At 39.8% G+C, this 14,390-nt stretch carries 14 protein-coding genes and 1 pseudogene; 5 read left to right on the forward strand and 10 right to left on the reverse strand.

The window, feature by feature from the left end; all coding sequences use genetic code 11:
- A pseudogene (locus GQR54_RS16880) lies at positions 1 to 132 on the forward strand (elongation factor Tu); the annotation flags it as partial.
- A gap of 426 nt (positions 133 to 558) precedes the next feature.
- Here GQR54_RS16880 and GQR54_RS16885 read toward each other — a convergent pair.
- The 5 genes from GQR54_RS16885 to GQR54_RS16905 form a co-directional block, all read right to left on the reverse strand.
- Positions 559 to 1,755, reverse strand: coding sequence for a dipeptidase (locus GQR54_RS16885; RefSeq protein WP_166379155.1), 1,197 nt, complete (start codon positions 1,753 to 1,755; stop codon positions 559 to 561).
- A 64-nt stretch (positions 1,756 to 1,819) separates the two neighbouring features.
- Positions 1,820 to 2,074 carry a YheU family protein gene (locus tag GQR54_RS16890; RefSeq protein ID WP_007582257.1) on the reverse strand — a complete coding sequence of 85 codons (255 nt, stop codon included), beginning with the start codon at positions 2,072 to 2,074 and terminating at the stop codon, positions 1,820 to 1,822.
- Complete coding sequence (locus tag GQR54_RS16895) at positions 2,071 to 3,063, reverse strand: hydrolase (protein ID WP_007582255.1); 993 nt, start codon at positions 3,061 to 3,063, stop codon at positions 2,071 to 2,073. The genes GQR54_RS16890 and GQR54_RS16895 overlap by 4 nt, the downstream gene beginning before the upstream one ends.
- A gap of 737 nt (positions 3,064 to 3,800) precedes the next feature.
- Entirely contained in the window at positions 3,801 to 4,223 is a 423-nt protein-coding gene (locus GQR54_RS16900; protein ID WP_166379157.1) for a TIGR02444 family protein, read from the reverse strand.
- Positions 4,207 to 6,129: an ATP-binding cassette domain-containing protein gene (locus tag GQR54_RS16905; protein ID WP_166379159.1), complete on the reverse strand. Its 1,923-nt coding sequence runs from the start codon at positions 6,127 to 6,129 to the stop codon at positions 4,207 to 4,209. Before GQR54_RS16905 ends, GQR54_RS16900 begins: the two co-directional genes overlap by 17 nt.
- 132 nt (positions 6,130 to 6,261) lie before the next feature.
- Here GQR54_RS16905 and GQR54_RS16910 point away from each other — a divergent pair, with 132 nt between their 5' ends.
- Positions 6,262 to 6,465, forward strand: a complete 204-nt coding sequence (locus GQR54_RS16910; protein WP_007378899.1) for a YheV family putative zinc ribbon protein — start codon at positions 6,262 to 6,264, stop codon at positions 6,463 to 6,465.
- A gap of 32 nt (positions 6,466 to 6,497) precedes the next feature.
- On the opposite strand, the gene GQR54_RS16915 is transcribed toward GQR54_RS16910, so the two are convergent.
- Positions 6,498 to 6,713 carry a SlyX family protein gene (locus tag GQR54_RS16915; RefSeq protein ID WP_007378900.1) on the reverse strand — a complete coding sequence of 72 codons (216 nt, stop codon included), beginning with the start codon at positions 6,711 to 6,713 and terminating at the stop codon, positions 6,498 to 6,500.
- Positions 6,700 to 7,698, reverse strand: coding sequence for a hypothetical protein (locus tag GQR54_RS16920; protein ID WP_166379161.1), 999 nt, complete (start codon positions 7,696 to 7,698; stop codon positions 6,700 to 6,702). The genes GQR54_RS16915 and GQR54_RS16920 overlap by 14 nt, the downstream gene beginning before the upstream one ends.
- A 215-nt stretch (positions 7,699 to 7,913) precedes the next feature.
- On the opposite strand from GQR54_RS16920, the gene fkpA reads away from it, so the two are divergent.
- On the forward strand, positions 7,914 to 8,663 hold the full coding sequence (gene fkpA, locus GQR54_RS16925) for an FKBP-type peptidyl-prolyl cis-trans isomerase (protein ID WP_166379163.1): 750 nt from the start codon (positions 7,914 to 7,916) through the stop codon (positions 8,661 to 8,663).
- A 62-nt stretch (positions 8,664 to 8,725) separates the two neighbouring features.
- Here the strand turns inward: fkpA and rsd are convergent, their stop codons facing one another.
- Positions 8,726 to 9,196 (reverse strand): sigma D regulator, encoded by a 471-nt coding sequence (rsd, locus tag GQR54_RS16930; protein ID WP_166379165.1) that lies wholly within the window; start codon positions 9,194 to 9,196, stop codon positions 8,726 to 8,728.
- Between the two features lie 530 nt (positions 9,197 to 9,726).
- On the opposite strand from rsd, the gene hemE reads away from it, so the two are divergent.
- Positions 9,727 to 10,791, forward strand: a complete 1,065-nt coding sequence (hemE, locus tag GQR54_RS16935) for a uroporphyrinogen decarboxylase (RefSeq protein ID WP_002961084.1) — start codon at positions 9,727 to 9,729, stop codon at positions 10,789 to 10,791.
- A 107-nt stretch (positions 10,792 to 10,898) separates the two neighbouring features.
- Here hemE and sthA read toward each other — a convergent pair whose 3' ends face one another.
- Entirely contained in the window at positions 10,899 to 12,329 is a 1,431-nt protein-coding gene (sthA, locus tag GQR54_RS16940; protein WP_033040546.1) for a Si-specific NAD(P)(+) transhydrogenase, read from the reverse strand.
- Between the two features lie 13 nt (positions 12,330 to 12,342).
- Complete coding sequence (locus GQR54_RS16945) at positions 12,343 to 13,476, reverse strand: fatty acid desaturase (RefSeq protein ID WP_165729571.1); 1,134 nt, start codon at positions 13,474 to 13,476, stop codon at positions 12,343 to 12,345.
- A gap of 126 nt (positions 13,477 to 13,602) precedes the next feature.
- On the opposite strand from GQR54_RS16945, the gene fabR reads away from it, so the two are divergent.
- Positions 13,603 to 14,226 carry an HTH-type transcriptional repressor FabR gene (gene fabR / locus GQR54_RS16950; protein WP_010555448.1) on the forward strand — a complete coding sequence of 208 codons (624 nt, stop codon included), beginning with the start codon at positions 13,603 to 13,605 and terminating at the stop codon, positions 14,224 to 14,226.
- Positions 14,227 to 14,390 lie beyond the last annotated feature (164 nt).

Raw genomic sequence — 14,390 nt, forward strand, 5'->3', positions numbered from 1 at the left:
ATGCCTGGTGATAACATCAAGATGACAGTAACTCTAATCGCACCAATCGCGATGGATGAAGGTCTTCGTTTTGCTATCCGTGAAGGTGGCCGTACTGTAGGTGCTGGTGTTGTAGCAACTATCGTAGCGTAACAATTAACGTTAAAGTTAATTGTTAGAAAAAGGTCACTCAGGTGGCCTTTTTTAATGCCTGAAGAAAAGTGTCATATGAAGGTGGTGCTCTTACCTTAGGCGTAGGTGCTTTGTAGCAACGTTCAAAGCGTAATAATTAACGTTAAAGTTAATTGTTAGAAAAAGGTCACTCAGGTGGCCTTTTTTAATGCCTGAAGAAAAGTGATTTGCTCCTAGGTATAGCTTTATTGCCGTAGCTTGGGTTGAGTTTTACGAAACCCGAGGAAAAAGGTTGCTGAAAATAACTACGCAATTAATGGGCTATTTAATACGTTAAAATGATCATGCTTTTAATAAAATTAGTACCAATAAAAAGCACGGCTAGGCCGCGCTTATATTGAGTTAGCTCTTGGTCTTTTAGCCAATTACTAATATATGATAAAAGCTTTAATGCTTTTTAGCATACTCTTGCGCTTGTTTTAAAACTCTTAATAAATTACCGCTAAGAATCTTTTTAATATCTTTGTCGCTGTAATCTCTGTCCATTAAACCTTGAACAAGATTAGGATAGCTAGATACATCTTTTAAACCGATAGGTAATGAATCGCCAACTCCATCATAATCAGAGCCAATACCTACATAATCAATACCAATTAGCTCAACTACGTGATCAATATGGTCAAGTACTTGCTCAAGGCTTGCAAATGGGTATGGGTTTTTAGCACGGTATGCAGCATCAAAATCTTTGCTTAATTTAGTGCCGTCTTTTTTAACGGACTCTTTTGTGTTTTTTAACTGCTTGCCCCAACTGCCTGCTTTAGCGGTAACAAAGCTTGAACCAAAGTTAATTTGAATAACGCCGCCATTTTCTTTAAGTGCCAATAGCATATCGTCATTCATATTACGCTCAAAGCCAGGCGTGTATTTACGAAGTGATGAATGTGAGGCAATTACGGGTGTTTTAGATAGATCCATAACCTGATAAAACGCATCATCAGAAATATGCGATACATCGATTAGCATACCAATATTATTCATTTCAGTGACAAGCTTTTTACCAAATGGGCTTAAGCCTTTCCATTTACGGCGTATATCGTAAGATGAATCCGAAATATGGTTGCTTTGCGAGTGCGCTAGCGTGATGTAGCGAATACCACGGTCGTAAAAGTGCTGAAGGTTTTTCATGTCCCCTTCGATTGGAGAGCCGTTTTCCATACCCATCGCTATAGAAAGCTTGCCTTGTTTAAATTGCTCTTCTATATCAGTGCTTGAGCTAGCAATAGCAAACTTATCGGGTGCGCGCTGGGCTATGGCTTCCATACTATCAATCATTTGATTGGCTAGCTGGTAGCTTTTTCCTTTACCTTCAAATTCCAAATGCGCAGGAATATAAATTGACATAAACGGTGCGTTTAAACCGCCTTTTACAGCGCGAGGGTAGTCAAAATCGCCATCAGTTGTTGCTTTAGTTACATCAACCCAATTTTCGTGAATTCGATAAGGTACGTCGATATGGGTATCAATTAAAATGGTGTCTTTAGCGAGTTTAATTGCCTTGTCAGATGCTGTTATTGTTTGTTCTGCTTGGGCTTGGCTAGTTAAAGCTAGTGATATGGCTACCACTAGAGTGCTGAGTTTTATCATGTTTTGGCTCTTTGGGTAAAAAGCCATTGTGTACGTTCAATTCAAAAGTTACAAGTACTACACCTTAATCAAACGCCTCTGCTTGATGCTCTTCACTTTGCAGCGCTTTAAATTCGCCCTTAGAAATAATAGTAACTGACTCATGTAATTCAGAGAAAAACACCATTGCTTCGCCATTTTTAAGCTGTAGCTTAACTTGGTTAACTTTAGATTCGATGCTTGCTTCTACTTCGCCATAATCGGTGCCTTCGCGCAGTACATAGCTTTCTATTAGGTTATATAGTGTATCTTTATCGAGTTGTTCAAAAGGGATAATCATAATTGCTCTTTGTTTGCGTTGCCTAAAACATGTTGCCCAAAATAGCATGGCACGGCTTTCTCTAACCAAAATATAGGCTTAAACGGATTTTTACCGCTAATAAAACCAACGTGTCCGCCTTTGTCAGAGATGCGCAGCGTAACATGCTCACTTACGTCTTGCCTACTTGGTACGGCCTTAATTGAGAGCATTGGGTCGTCTTTGGCATGAATAATAAGTGTAGGTATAGCGATATCTTTTAAGTACGGCATTGCACTGGCTTTGCGATAGTAATCGTGTGCGTTTTCAAAACCATGCAGGGGGGCTGTTAATTGATTATCAAACTCTAATAAATCGTCAATTTTCATTAACTGTTTTGGCGTTAATGAAATTTGCTGCTTAATTTGTGGCAGCTTTCGCTGCATTGATTTTTTCATGCGATCGAGCAGATATTTTTGGTAAATTTTACCTAAGCTTTTACGAATAACATCGCTTGATGACGACAAATCATAAGGAGCAGATACCACCGCTGCAGCACTTAGTGGGCATGCTTGTGATTGTTCACCTAAGTATTTGGCCAGTACGTTACCGCCTAACGAAAAACCTACAGCGACCATAGTGCGCTCAGGAAATTGCAGCTTTAAGTGATTTATAAAAAAGGCTAAATCGGCGGTGTCACCGCTGTGATAAGCACGTGGCAGGCGATTGACTTCAGTTGAGCAATTTCTAAAGTGCATAAGCACAACTGCATAACCTTGCTTTTTTAACGCCTTCATCATGCCTTTGGCATAAAAGCTATTTATATTGCCTTCAAGGCCATGTAAAACAACGGCAAGTGGAGCGGTTTCGTTATGTGGAAGTGACCATGCGAGCTCAATAAAGTCACCATCAGGTGTATCAAGTTGCTCAAGTTCGTAGCGAGTGTGGTGAAATGGGCGGAAAAAACGCGGCATTATGGTTTGAACGTGACGATTGGTCATCCACCATGCTGGTTTGAACTGAGAGATCATGTTTGTACTACGCACTTTGTATTAAACGAAAAGCTAGTGTACCAAATTTTTCGCTTCAGAAAATAAAAAGCGCCTAACTAGTAAACTAATAAGGCGCTTTAGTGCGTCGTGCTTAATTTTGTTCGGGGATTTCTGCATCATGTATTTTTTTCAAAAAGAAAAAAGCAAAAAAGATACACAAAGAAACAACGATGGTTAAAAACCCAAAAGACATAAATAAAACTGGATCTGTAAAAAAGTCTCTAAAGAATACGTTCATGAGTTGTTCCCCTCGTTGTTGATGGATTAATCATAGGCGGTGTTTGCAGGTCGCAACGTGATCGAGATCAAGTTATTTACATAAGCAGATATAGGGGTGAAGCTAAGTTGATTTAGATCATGCTTTAAAGGCTACTAAGTTATACCACTGAGAGCTAAGAGAGTTTTTCGCTTGAAATAGTGAGCTGATTGTAATCCATGTTTTTTCACTTCCCCTAAAGCGTAGCGCTTTTAACTTTTTTGAGTAAACCACTTAAAGATTTTTTGCACGAAGAGAAAAAAAGAGAAGCAAATGGGGGCAGGGTAATAAAATGCTGAGCTAAACAGCCGCTCAATATTTATATTTTTATCTAAGTAATCTAGTTTGTTTTCCTCTAAAAGCGAAGCGCCTCTTAACCTCTTTGTGAATTATTTACTTAAAGGTTTTTTGCACAAAGAAAAGAGAATGAGCAGTAGAGGAGGGTATAAAAAGTCGCAGCCTAAGTGGCTTTCATATACAGCTCAATATTGTTTGGTTCTGCATGCTGGATTAATTCAAACTCATTTACTGCTTCAATCAACATATGTTGCTGTTGCTTTTCAAGCTTTAGCTCAGCGCTTAGTAACTCTGCGCGTATTGTGGCGTAATCACTTATCGTATTCTGATTAGCTTTTAAATAGCTAAGAGCAGCGCGCAGAGGCTGTAATGCATAAGTATCAAATTCACTAACTACTTGCGTTAACTCATTTAGCTGTTGGGTATTAATACTTAAATTTAATGAGTCTAAATAAAGTAGCAATAAGCATAAATTAACGTTTTTTCCTTGCTGGTTTTGTAGTGCCAGCAAGGTTGTTTGTTGATCAGGCTTTGCGTACAAGGTGCACGCAAACTGCCAAAAATGGTCGCTATTGAGCAAGTTCATCGGCGAATGCCTGCTCTTTTTCTTCCATTTCTTCAAGTGCCATAAGTAGCTCTTCTTCAACGTCGTTAAGCTTAGGCGTAAGGGTTGCTTGCTTGGCTAATAACTCTTTAAGCTTGGCTTTGTTGTCGTCGTTGTAGAGTTCGTTATCACCTAAGGTCACTTCAACTTCACTTAATTCGGCGGTAAATTTATCGAGTTGCTTTTCAAGCTTTTCAATTTGCTTTTTAAGTGGCTGGATGGCTTTTCTAAACTCAGCCTCTAAGCGCTTTTGCTCTTTACGATTAACACCTGGGTTTGCTTTAGGCTCGTCGTTTTGCTGCGCTTTAACCGCTTCTTTATTCGCATTAAGTAGCCATTGGTAATATGCATCTAGGTCGTAGCCAAACTGGGTCACTTTGCCGTCATCTACAAGGTAAAACTCATCGGCGGTATTTTTAAGCATGTGGCGATCATGCGATACGGTAACCATAGCGCCTTCAAAACCTTGCAGTGCCATAACAAGTGCATGGCGCATTTCTAAATCAAGGTGGTTAGTTGGCTCATCGAGTAGTAATAAATTTGGTTTTTGATATACCAACATGGCAAGTACTAAACGTGCTTTTTCGCCGCCCGAAAATGGGGCTACAGGCTCAAGTGCCTTATCGCCAATGAAGGCAAAGCCGCCTAAAAAGTCACGTAGTGATTGCTCAGTGGCTTTTGGGTCTAGTCGTTGTATGTGCGTTATTGCACTGGCTTTTAAATCAAGAGATTCAAGCTGATGCTGCGCAAAGTAACCAATATTTAATCCGTGATGCTGAATAACTTCGCCAGCTTGCGGCTCTAAATCACCAGAAAGCAGTTTAATTAACGTTGATTTACCCGCGCCATTTCGACCAAGTAAAGCAATTCGGCTGCCTGGTACAAGGTTTAGCTCTATATTATTTAAAATAGTGACGTCACCATAACCCGCTTTGGCTTTATCTATTGTCATTAGTGGGTTTGGTAATGCTTTTGGCTCTGCAAACTCAAAGTTAAATGGCGAGTCGGCATGTGCTGGCGCTAGTTTTTCCATGCGTTCAAGCGCTTTTACACGGCTTTGTGCTTGTTTAGCTTTACTGGCTTTTGCTTTAAAGCGCGTTATAAATTGCTCTAAGTGTGCAATTTGATCTTGCTGCTTATCAAACATTGCTTGTTGTTGTAGTAAACGCTCTGCTTTTTGGCGCTCAAACTGCGAGTAGTTACCTTTGTACACATTGATAAGTTGCTTATCTACATGCCAAATTTGGTCAACCACCGCATCTAAAAACTCACGGTCATGCGATATAAGTACAAGGGTGCCGGTATAAGCACGTAAAAAGCGTTCAAGCCAATAAACGGCATCTAAATCAAGGTGGTTTGTTGGCTCATCGAGTAATAGTAAATCGGCGTCGCGTATTAATGCTTGGGCAAGGTTTAAACGCATACGCCAACCACCCGAAAACGAGCTTACAGGGTTTTCTATTAGGTTATTGGCAAAGCCTAAGCCGTGTAATAGCTCACCTGCGGTTGATTCAATGCTGTAGCCTTTAATGTTTTCAAGCTGAATATGTACTTTGGCTTGTGTGTCGCCATCGTTGTTTTGCTCGGCCTCACGCAGTGCTATGCGCATTGCGTAGTATTCTGGGTGGCCTTGAAGTACATAATCAATCGCGCTTATTTCAAGTGCAGGTGTCTCTTGCTTAACAGAGGCAATAGACCAATCTTTTGGAATGCTGCAGTTACCGGCATCTAGTTGCAGTTCTGATTTTAGTAAACCAAATAACGTTGATTTTCCGCAGCCATTAGCGCCAACAAGGCCTACTTTGTGCTCTGGAAATAATGTAGCTGATGCGTTTTTTAATAAGGCTTTACCGCCACGAAGTAGTTCTATTTCTGAGATTTGGATCATGAATGCGTTACTTTGCTGTGCCCTTGTTAAGTTGGCGCTATCATAACATAGAACTTAATGCTCTTATCAAGCGTATCAACAAGTGAAGTTATACGATAAAATAGCGGCAGTTCAAACCACAGGAAAAATGTTGTGAGACAAAAGAAGCGATTTATTGCTGGTGCATCTTGCCCTGACTGCAAAGCCATGGATACTATGATGCTATACAGAGAACATGATGTTGAAAAAGTAGAGTGTGTTGAGTGTGGTCATAAAATGGCGCAACCCGATAACGCTGTTCAGGCGTCTACTCGTCAATTTGAACAAGTAATTGGTGTATTTAAACCGGGCGACTAACCCGGTTTTTTATTGCCTAATTTTTACCGGTTTTAGTAATGCGGTGGAGGCGGCTCAGGTGCTTCAGACATCATAGACGATGATGACTGCGACTCTTTAATTTTTTCTGCTAGCAGCTCAGTTTGGCGTTTCATTTTTGCTAACAGTTGCTGGTGCACTTTTATTTCATCATTCAAGACTTCAATTGTTTCGTCTTGAAAAGCCACTTTGGCTTCAAGTTCCATTAAGCGATGTTCAATTGTGTTCATTATTCTCTCGTATAATAAATCGCTCTGCGATACCGCTGGAGCTTTCGGTTAACAACGACTTACCGTTATCTGTAAATGTCACATCTAGCACCACCGCCGATTTAGGCTTACTGCCTTCGCGCGGGGTAACCTGCCAAGTTTGAATTTTTTCACCGCTTGGTATTTGCCACAAATCTACGCGCTTATTTGGCGAGCCGGTTGCAAGCAAAGTGCCTTGTTCGTTAAAACGCACAGCAGTAAAAATTTTCTGACGCGCAATATACTTCAGTTTACTCACAAGATCACCTGTAGTCAGCTTCCATACATTTGCTTGTGCCATACTGTCGGCCGTAAACGCATAGCGACCTTGTGGATCGAGCGTTACTTGGGTAACACGCGTTGGGTGATTAAAACGATGAATTACTTGCCCTGTACGTGTGTCCCAAAAGTAAGCAACATAATCGTTAGAGCCACTTAATGCGTAATGCCCGTTAGGTGACAGGTCAACGGTATTAACTTTATCTTGATGACCTAAAAACTCAATACGACGTCCGGTTTCTAGGTTTACAAATACGACAACGCCGTCGCTACGGCCGTATAAAACACTACGGCCTTGATTGCTAATGGCAATATCGCGAATACTGGCTTTTTGTATTTTGTAATAACCTTTATTTTTGCCTGTGGCTATATCCCACACAGCAAACGTGTTTTTTTCGGCGGTAACAGCCACGCTGTTATCAAAAGCAATAGCAACGGCGTATACCAAACTGTCCTGATCTTGCTGCTGAAACCATTGGTATTTTAGTACCTGCTGTTGATTATCCCATAGGGCGACCCCATGGTTTATAGAGGAGATTAAGCTGTACTTACCATCGGTTGACAGCGCCGATGAAAATGCACCTTGCGCGGCATGTTCGTAGCTTGCTACAGCATATTGTTTTTTATCGGTACAAGCGATAGCTAAAAAACAGCTTAATACGATTAAAAAAGTACGAAATATCGACATGTTACAAGTATTTCCTCTTAACTCTTAGTGACTGAGAGGTTAGACTAGGACGCGTTGAATGCCTAGGTTGTTTGTCTAATCACTGGATATGTTTTTAGTTTAGCTAACAATGTGGAATTTAGTCATTAAACAAGCAGCCTATCATGTAGGCCGTTAATCTTTAACTAGTAATAATACATTAAAATGACAACTGCAAAGTGTGTCGGAGATTTAAAATGAAAAAGACGATTAGATTGTCATTGATTGCAGCGTCAGTTTTAGCGCTTACAGCTTGTAATCAAGAAGCAAAAAAAGAACAAGTTGAAGTTAAATTAGACACTGTAGAACAGCAACAAGCATACGGTATTGGTGCATCTGTAGGTAACTTTTTAAATAAAGACCTAGCAGACAAAACAGAAATTGGTATTGAGCTAGACCAAGCACTTCTAATCCGTGGTTTTGAAGATGCACTTGCTGGTAATGCAAAAATTGACGAAGAAAAAATTCGCGAAGTATTAACTGAATTAGATACATCAGTACGTACTAAGCAAGAAGAAAAAGCAAAAGTAGAGTCTGAAAAAAGCAAAGAAGCGGGTGTTAAATACCTAGCTGACAACGCTAAAAAAGAAGGCGTTACAGTAACTGAGTCTGGCCTACAGTACGAAGTACTTAGCGAAGGCGAAGGCGAAAAACCAGTGGCAACTGATGTAGTTAAAGTACACTACAAAGGTACTTTATTAGACGGTACTGAGTTTGATAGCTCATATGCACGTAACGAACCTACAACTTTCCCTCTTAACCGCGTAATTGCTGGTTGGACTGAAGGTTTACAACTTATGTCAGTGGGTTCTAAGTACAAGTTCACTATTCCTTCAGAACTTGCTTACGGCGACCGTGACTTAGGTAAAATTCCAGCTAATTCAACACTTGTATTTGAAGTTGAATTACTTGAAATTCAAAATGAAGAAACATCAGCACAAGAATAAGCTTATTGTGTAAATGCAAAAAGGGACCTTAGGTCCCTTTTTTAATACACGTAAATAACATATTAGTTTGCGTGATTAGAAAACAAGTTATCAATAAGCTCATCTTCAAGTGCAAAGCGTGCTTCTAATGCCTCACCAATAATAGATAAGTCATCATCAAAGCCCTTTAATAAGTCTTCTTTGTCTACTTCAGCGTACTTATCATTAAAATCTAACGCTATGTCGGTTGTACTAGAAATACGCGGGTAAATAGAGTTTGCAAGTTCTTGGCTCTGTAAGCCCTTTTTTTCACATGCTTTTGCTATACCGTCATACACTTCAAAATGGCCTGCAGATAGGTAATCCATTAAAAGTTGGCAAAATGATTCAATTAGTTTTGGCTCTGGCAATGCTTGATCTTGTTTTTCGTACGGCGTAAAACCTGCAATTTTGCAATAAAGTACAATAAGGTCTTGGCGTTCGTTTAGCCATTTATCAATTACTGTGTGGCTACCACCCCATTTTTGTTGAGCTTTTTCTACACGCGTCAGCATAACTGTTCTCCTAGCTGGGTTGGTCTTTCAATTAGAATATAATAAGTTTATGTACATCAAGATATATTTAATTTGCGAGTATATCAACAAGTAAAGTTGAGCTACTTTGAGGGGTGTACCTTTTTATATAATCTAAGGCGAGAGATTTTATTTTAGGCAAGAAAAAACCACCAGTTACGGTGGTCTAATTTCTTTCAGTGACTTGTTATAACAAGCTTTCTTATTTTTATGAGATGATTTTTATTGTTATTATTTTAAAACATTTATTTTTATTGTTTTAAGATTTTTATTATTGTTTTTGTTAACGCGGGACAAACAATAACAAGGTTTTTGTGATGTTGCAAACATATTAATAAAAAGTTTTAAATGTTATTCTTTTTTGCTTATTTTATAGTCAAAATGGATTAAAGCACTCCATTATATTGATCTGCCTCTAGGTAAAGCTGTTTTCGTCCCTAAGCAATAGAGGGTCGGAGAATATGGTGGTACAATCTTGCACAATTTATACAAGTCTTAGGATCATTTACGCCATGAGCGAATTAAAAAACGACCGTTATTTACGTGCACTTGCAAAACAACCTGTTGATGTAACTCCGGTATGGATGATGCGCCAAGCAGGACGCTATTTACCAGAGTATCGCGCTACACGTGCACAAGCGGGCGATTTTATGAGCCTGTGCCGTAATGCTGAGCTTGCATGTGAAGTAACACTGCAGCCATTACGTCGCTACCCGTTAGATGCCGCTATATTATTTAGTGATATTTTAACGATTCCAGATGCGATGGGTTTAGGTCTTTACTTTGAAACAGGCGAAGGCCCTAAGTTTGAACGTCCTATTTCATCACTTGCTGATGTTAAAAAAATTCCAAAGTTAGACCCTACAGACGAGCTTGGCTACGTAATGAACGCAGTAAGCACTATTCGTCGTGAACTTAAAGGTGAAGTACCACTCATTGGTTTCTCTGGTTCACCGTGGACCCTCGCAACTTATATGGTTGAAGGTGGTAGCAGCAAAGTATTTGGTAAAATCAAAAAAATGGCGTTTGCAGAGCCGCAAACACTTCATTTATTACTCGATAAGTTAGCTGATTCAGTTATCGATTACTTAAATGCTCAAATTAAAGCTGGCGCGCAATCGCTAATGGTATTTGACTCGTGGGGTGGTGTATTAAGCCCGCGCGATTACAACGAATTTTCACTGCAATATATGCATAAAATTGTAGATGGCTTAATTCGTGAATACGATGGTCGTAAAGTACCGGTTACTTTGTTCACTAAAAATGGTGGTCAATGGATTGAAGCTATTGCAGCAACTGGTTGTGATGCAATTGGTCTTGATTGGACTATTAATATTAGCGACGCTAAGCGCCGTGTGGGTGATAAAGTAGCTCTACAAGGTAATATGGACCCATCTATGTTACACGGTACACCAGAGCGTATTCGCCAAGAAGTAGGCACTATTTTAGAAGACTTCGGTACAGGCAATGGCCACGTGTTTAACTTAGGCCACGGTATTACGCCAGATGTAGACCCTGAAAATGCTGGTGTATTCATTAATGCAGTACATGAGCTAAGTGCTAAGTACCATAAGTAATAGCTACTTAAATAAACTTTAAAACTGTTTAAAAGTAAAAAACCCGCTAAGTTGCGGGTTTTTTGTTACCTATTTATAAAGGCTTTTAAAACTTCTTAATTAAGCCGTTATTTAAATAAGCGATTTAAACCATTTAATGCCGCAACACGGTAGGCTTCAGCCATGGTTGGGTAGTTAAATGTGGTATTTACAAAGTAGTCGATATTATTGCCACCATTTTTTTGTTCCATAATAGCTTGGCCAATGTGAACAATTTCAGATGCACGCTCGCCAAAACAATGTACGCCAAGTACTTCTTTGGTTTCAGTGTGGAATAATATTTTTAAACTACCTACTTCAGTACCAGCAATTTGCGCACGTGCCAAATGCTTAAACTGAGCACGGCCAACTTCATACGGTACTTTAGCGGCTGTAAGTTCTTGCTCTGTTTTACCTACTGAGCTCATTTCTGGAATGGTATAAATACCAGCCGGAATATCAACAATCAGTCTGTCATCGCAGTTACCACATGCAATTGCATCAGCAGCTATGCGACCTTGGTCAAACGCAGCACTTGCAAGGCTTGGATAGCCAATTACATCACCTACAGCGTAAACGTTATCAATTTCTGTTTGATATGTTTCGTTAACTTTTAATTGGCCACGGCTATCGGCTTTTAAACCAATGGCTTCAAGGTTTAATGTATCAGTGTTACCAGTACGGCCATTAGCAAATAAAATACAGTCAGCTTTTACGCGTTTGCCTGATTTTAAATGCATAATAACGCAGTCGTCACGGGTCTCTATTCGGTCAAACTCTTCGTTATGACGAATAACAATACCGCTGTTCCAAAAGTGATAGCTAAGCGCGTCAGATATTTCAGCATCCATAAAAGCAAGCAAGCGGTCACGTGTATTAACTAAATCAACTTTAGCGCCTAAACCTTTAAATATAGAAGCGTACTCACAACCAATTACACCAGCGCCGTATATAAGTACGCGATGAGGGTCGTGTTTAAGACCTAAAATAGTGTCGCTCTCATAAATACGAGAATGCGTAAAATCGACTTCAGGTGGGCGATAAGGGCGTGAACCGGTTGCTATAACAATTGTTTTAGCAGTCAGTCGCTCAGTTGAACCATCATTTCTTTTTACTTCAATTGTGTGCTTATCTACAAAGCTCGCATCACCTTGAAACATATGAATGCGGTTACGATCGTAAAAGCTGCTACGTAAATTAGATTGCTTAGAAATAACAGAACTTGCGTGACGTAAAATATCAGGAAATGTTAAGCGGCTAGGGCGCTCACCAACATTAAATAACGGATTTGCTTTGTATTCAATATAGCGGCTAACAGAGTGGCGAAGCGCTTTTGAAGGAATTGTTCCCCAGTGCACACAACCGCCACCAACTGATTCTTGGCGTTCAATAACCGCTACTTTTTTGTCATTTTTTGAAAGGTTCATGGCGGTACCTTCACCGCCAGGACCCGTGCCAATAATTATTGCATCATATTGGTATGTCACGGGTACTTTTTTTTGTTCTGGTTGTTTGGCCACAGCCACTCCTAAATTAATTAAAAGAGGCTTTTAATAACCTCGCATTAAGTGCTAGCCATGCCTGTTTTTGATTTTCCCAGGCGGCTTCCAACTCATGGTATTGTGCCATTAATGCTGAGCGTTCACACTGCTTTGCCATGTTATTTTTTTTAACTTCTAACACTTGTTTTTGTAGTGAACAATAATTTTGCAGTTTTTTCAGCAGTAAATCGTACTCTTGTTGTAATAATGTAATCTTATCTTGTGCTAAAGGCAATTTTGCAAGACGCGTTTGCGTTTTGCTCATTAGCGTTTCGGCCTTTGCTTTTTCGATACGTTCAACAGGTGTACGCTTCAATTTATTAGCTAAACCAACAGCGGCTAAAGAGCGGATCATCCATTTTGTTGGATCGTAATGAAACCATTTAATACCGTTACGGTAGTCGCTTGCAAAAATATGGTGGAAGTTGTGATACCCCTCACCGTATGTAAATAACGCTAAAAAGCCGTTATCGCGTGCCGTATTTTTTTCGGTGTATGGGCGAGAGCCCCAAATATGTGCAACCGAATTTATAAAAAAGGTAAAGTGTTGGCTTAGTACTAAGCGTAGTAAACCTGCAAGAATTAACATACCCCACACATCACCAACCAATAAACCAAGTGCAAGAGGCAAACCTACGTTCATAGCAACAGCTAGTTTTAAGTAGTGCTTATGTTGCCACATAACGACTTTATTTCGTTGTAAATCACGACAATTACTATAGTCGTTGTAGCTATCGCCTTGGTAGTCACGTAACATCCAGCCGATATGGCTATACCAAAAACCATTGGTAGCCGCGTAAGGGTCTTTTATTGGGTCGTCAACTTGACCGTGATGTATACGGTGATCGCTACTCCAATGCAAAGCACTGTTTTGTAGTGCAAAAGCACCGCCAAGCGCAAAAATAAATTCAACAGCAGGGTGTGCGTTATAGGTTTTATGTGCCCATAATCGATGGTAGCCGGCAGTAATTGATAAGCCTGCATAAAACATGCAGCCAACAAAAGCAATCCAATGCGCGCTGGTAAATCCGTAGCTAATGGCGTACCAAGGTACAAGTGTGGCAGCCGCCAAAAAGGTTAGGCTAAAAAATAGGACGTTTGTCCAAATAATCGGTGGTTTATTCATAATTCTCAATCTCAGCGTACAACTGTAAGCTAAAATAGTATTTCAAACTCTCGTCGTCAAGTATTAGACTGGACAATTGAGCTAATATCACTAAATATTCATATAAAATAATTCAGGGAGCTGTTGATGTCGGGTGTTAGAGCGCAACAGAAACAAAAAACACGACAGGCGTTAATTCAAGCGGCATTTAATCAGCTGAGTGCTGATCATAGTTTTTCGAATTTAAGTTTACGCGAAGTAGCACGAGAAGCTGGTATTGCCCCAACTTCTTTTTATCGTCATTTTAAAGACATGGATGAGCTAGGTTTAACCATGGTAGACGAAGCCGGTTTAACCCTTCGTCAACTAATGCGTCAAGCACGCAGACGAATAGCAAACGATGGCGGCAGTGTTATAAATACCTCAGTGGTTACTTTTATGGAGTTTATTGATAACTCAAGTAACCAATTTAGGTTGTTGCTGCGAGAACGCTCTGGGACTTCTAAAGCATTTAGAGCCGCTGTAGCCCGCGAGGTAAAACATTTTATTTTAGAGCTGGCTCATTATTTAGAAAGTGAAACTAAATGTAATGCTATGCATGCCTATATTCAGGCTGAATCTATGGTAACGCTCGTATTTAATGCGGGTGCAGAGGCGCTCGATATAGAAGGGTTGCAACGCGACGAATTGATTGAGCGCGTTATTTGGCAACTGCGTTATATTACTCGTGGAGCCGGGCATTACGTAAGAGAAACGAATAAAGAAGCATAGCTTAAAAAAATTGCAAAAAGTTAATATAAGCACGGTATATTGCAGTGCTTATTAATTTAAGCGTCGCTGGTTACGTATTTGTTATTTTAATTCCTTATAGGTACCTTGTTTGAATTAAAAAACCCAATTGAATCGTTTTTAAATCTGTTTTGTGGAATTTTTAT

The organism is Pseudoalteromonas sp. Z9A4, assembly GCF_011378845.1.
Classification (GTDB): domain Bacteria; phylum Pseudomonadota; class Gammaproteobacteria; order Enterobacterales; family Alteromonadaceae; genus Pseudoalteromonas; species Pseudoalteromonas arctica.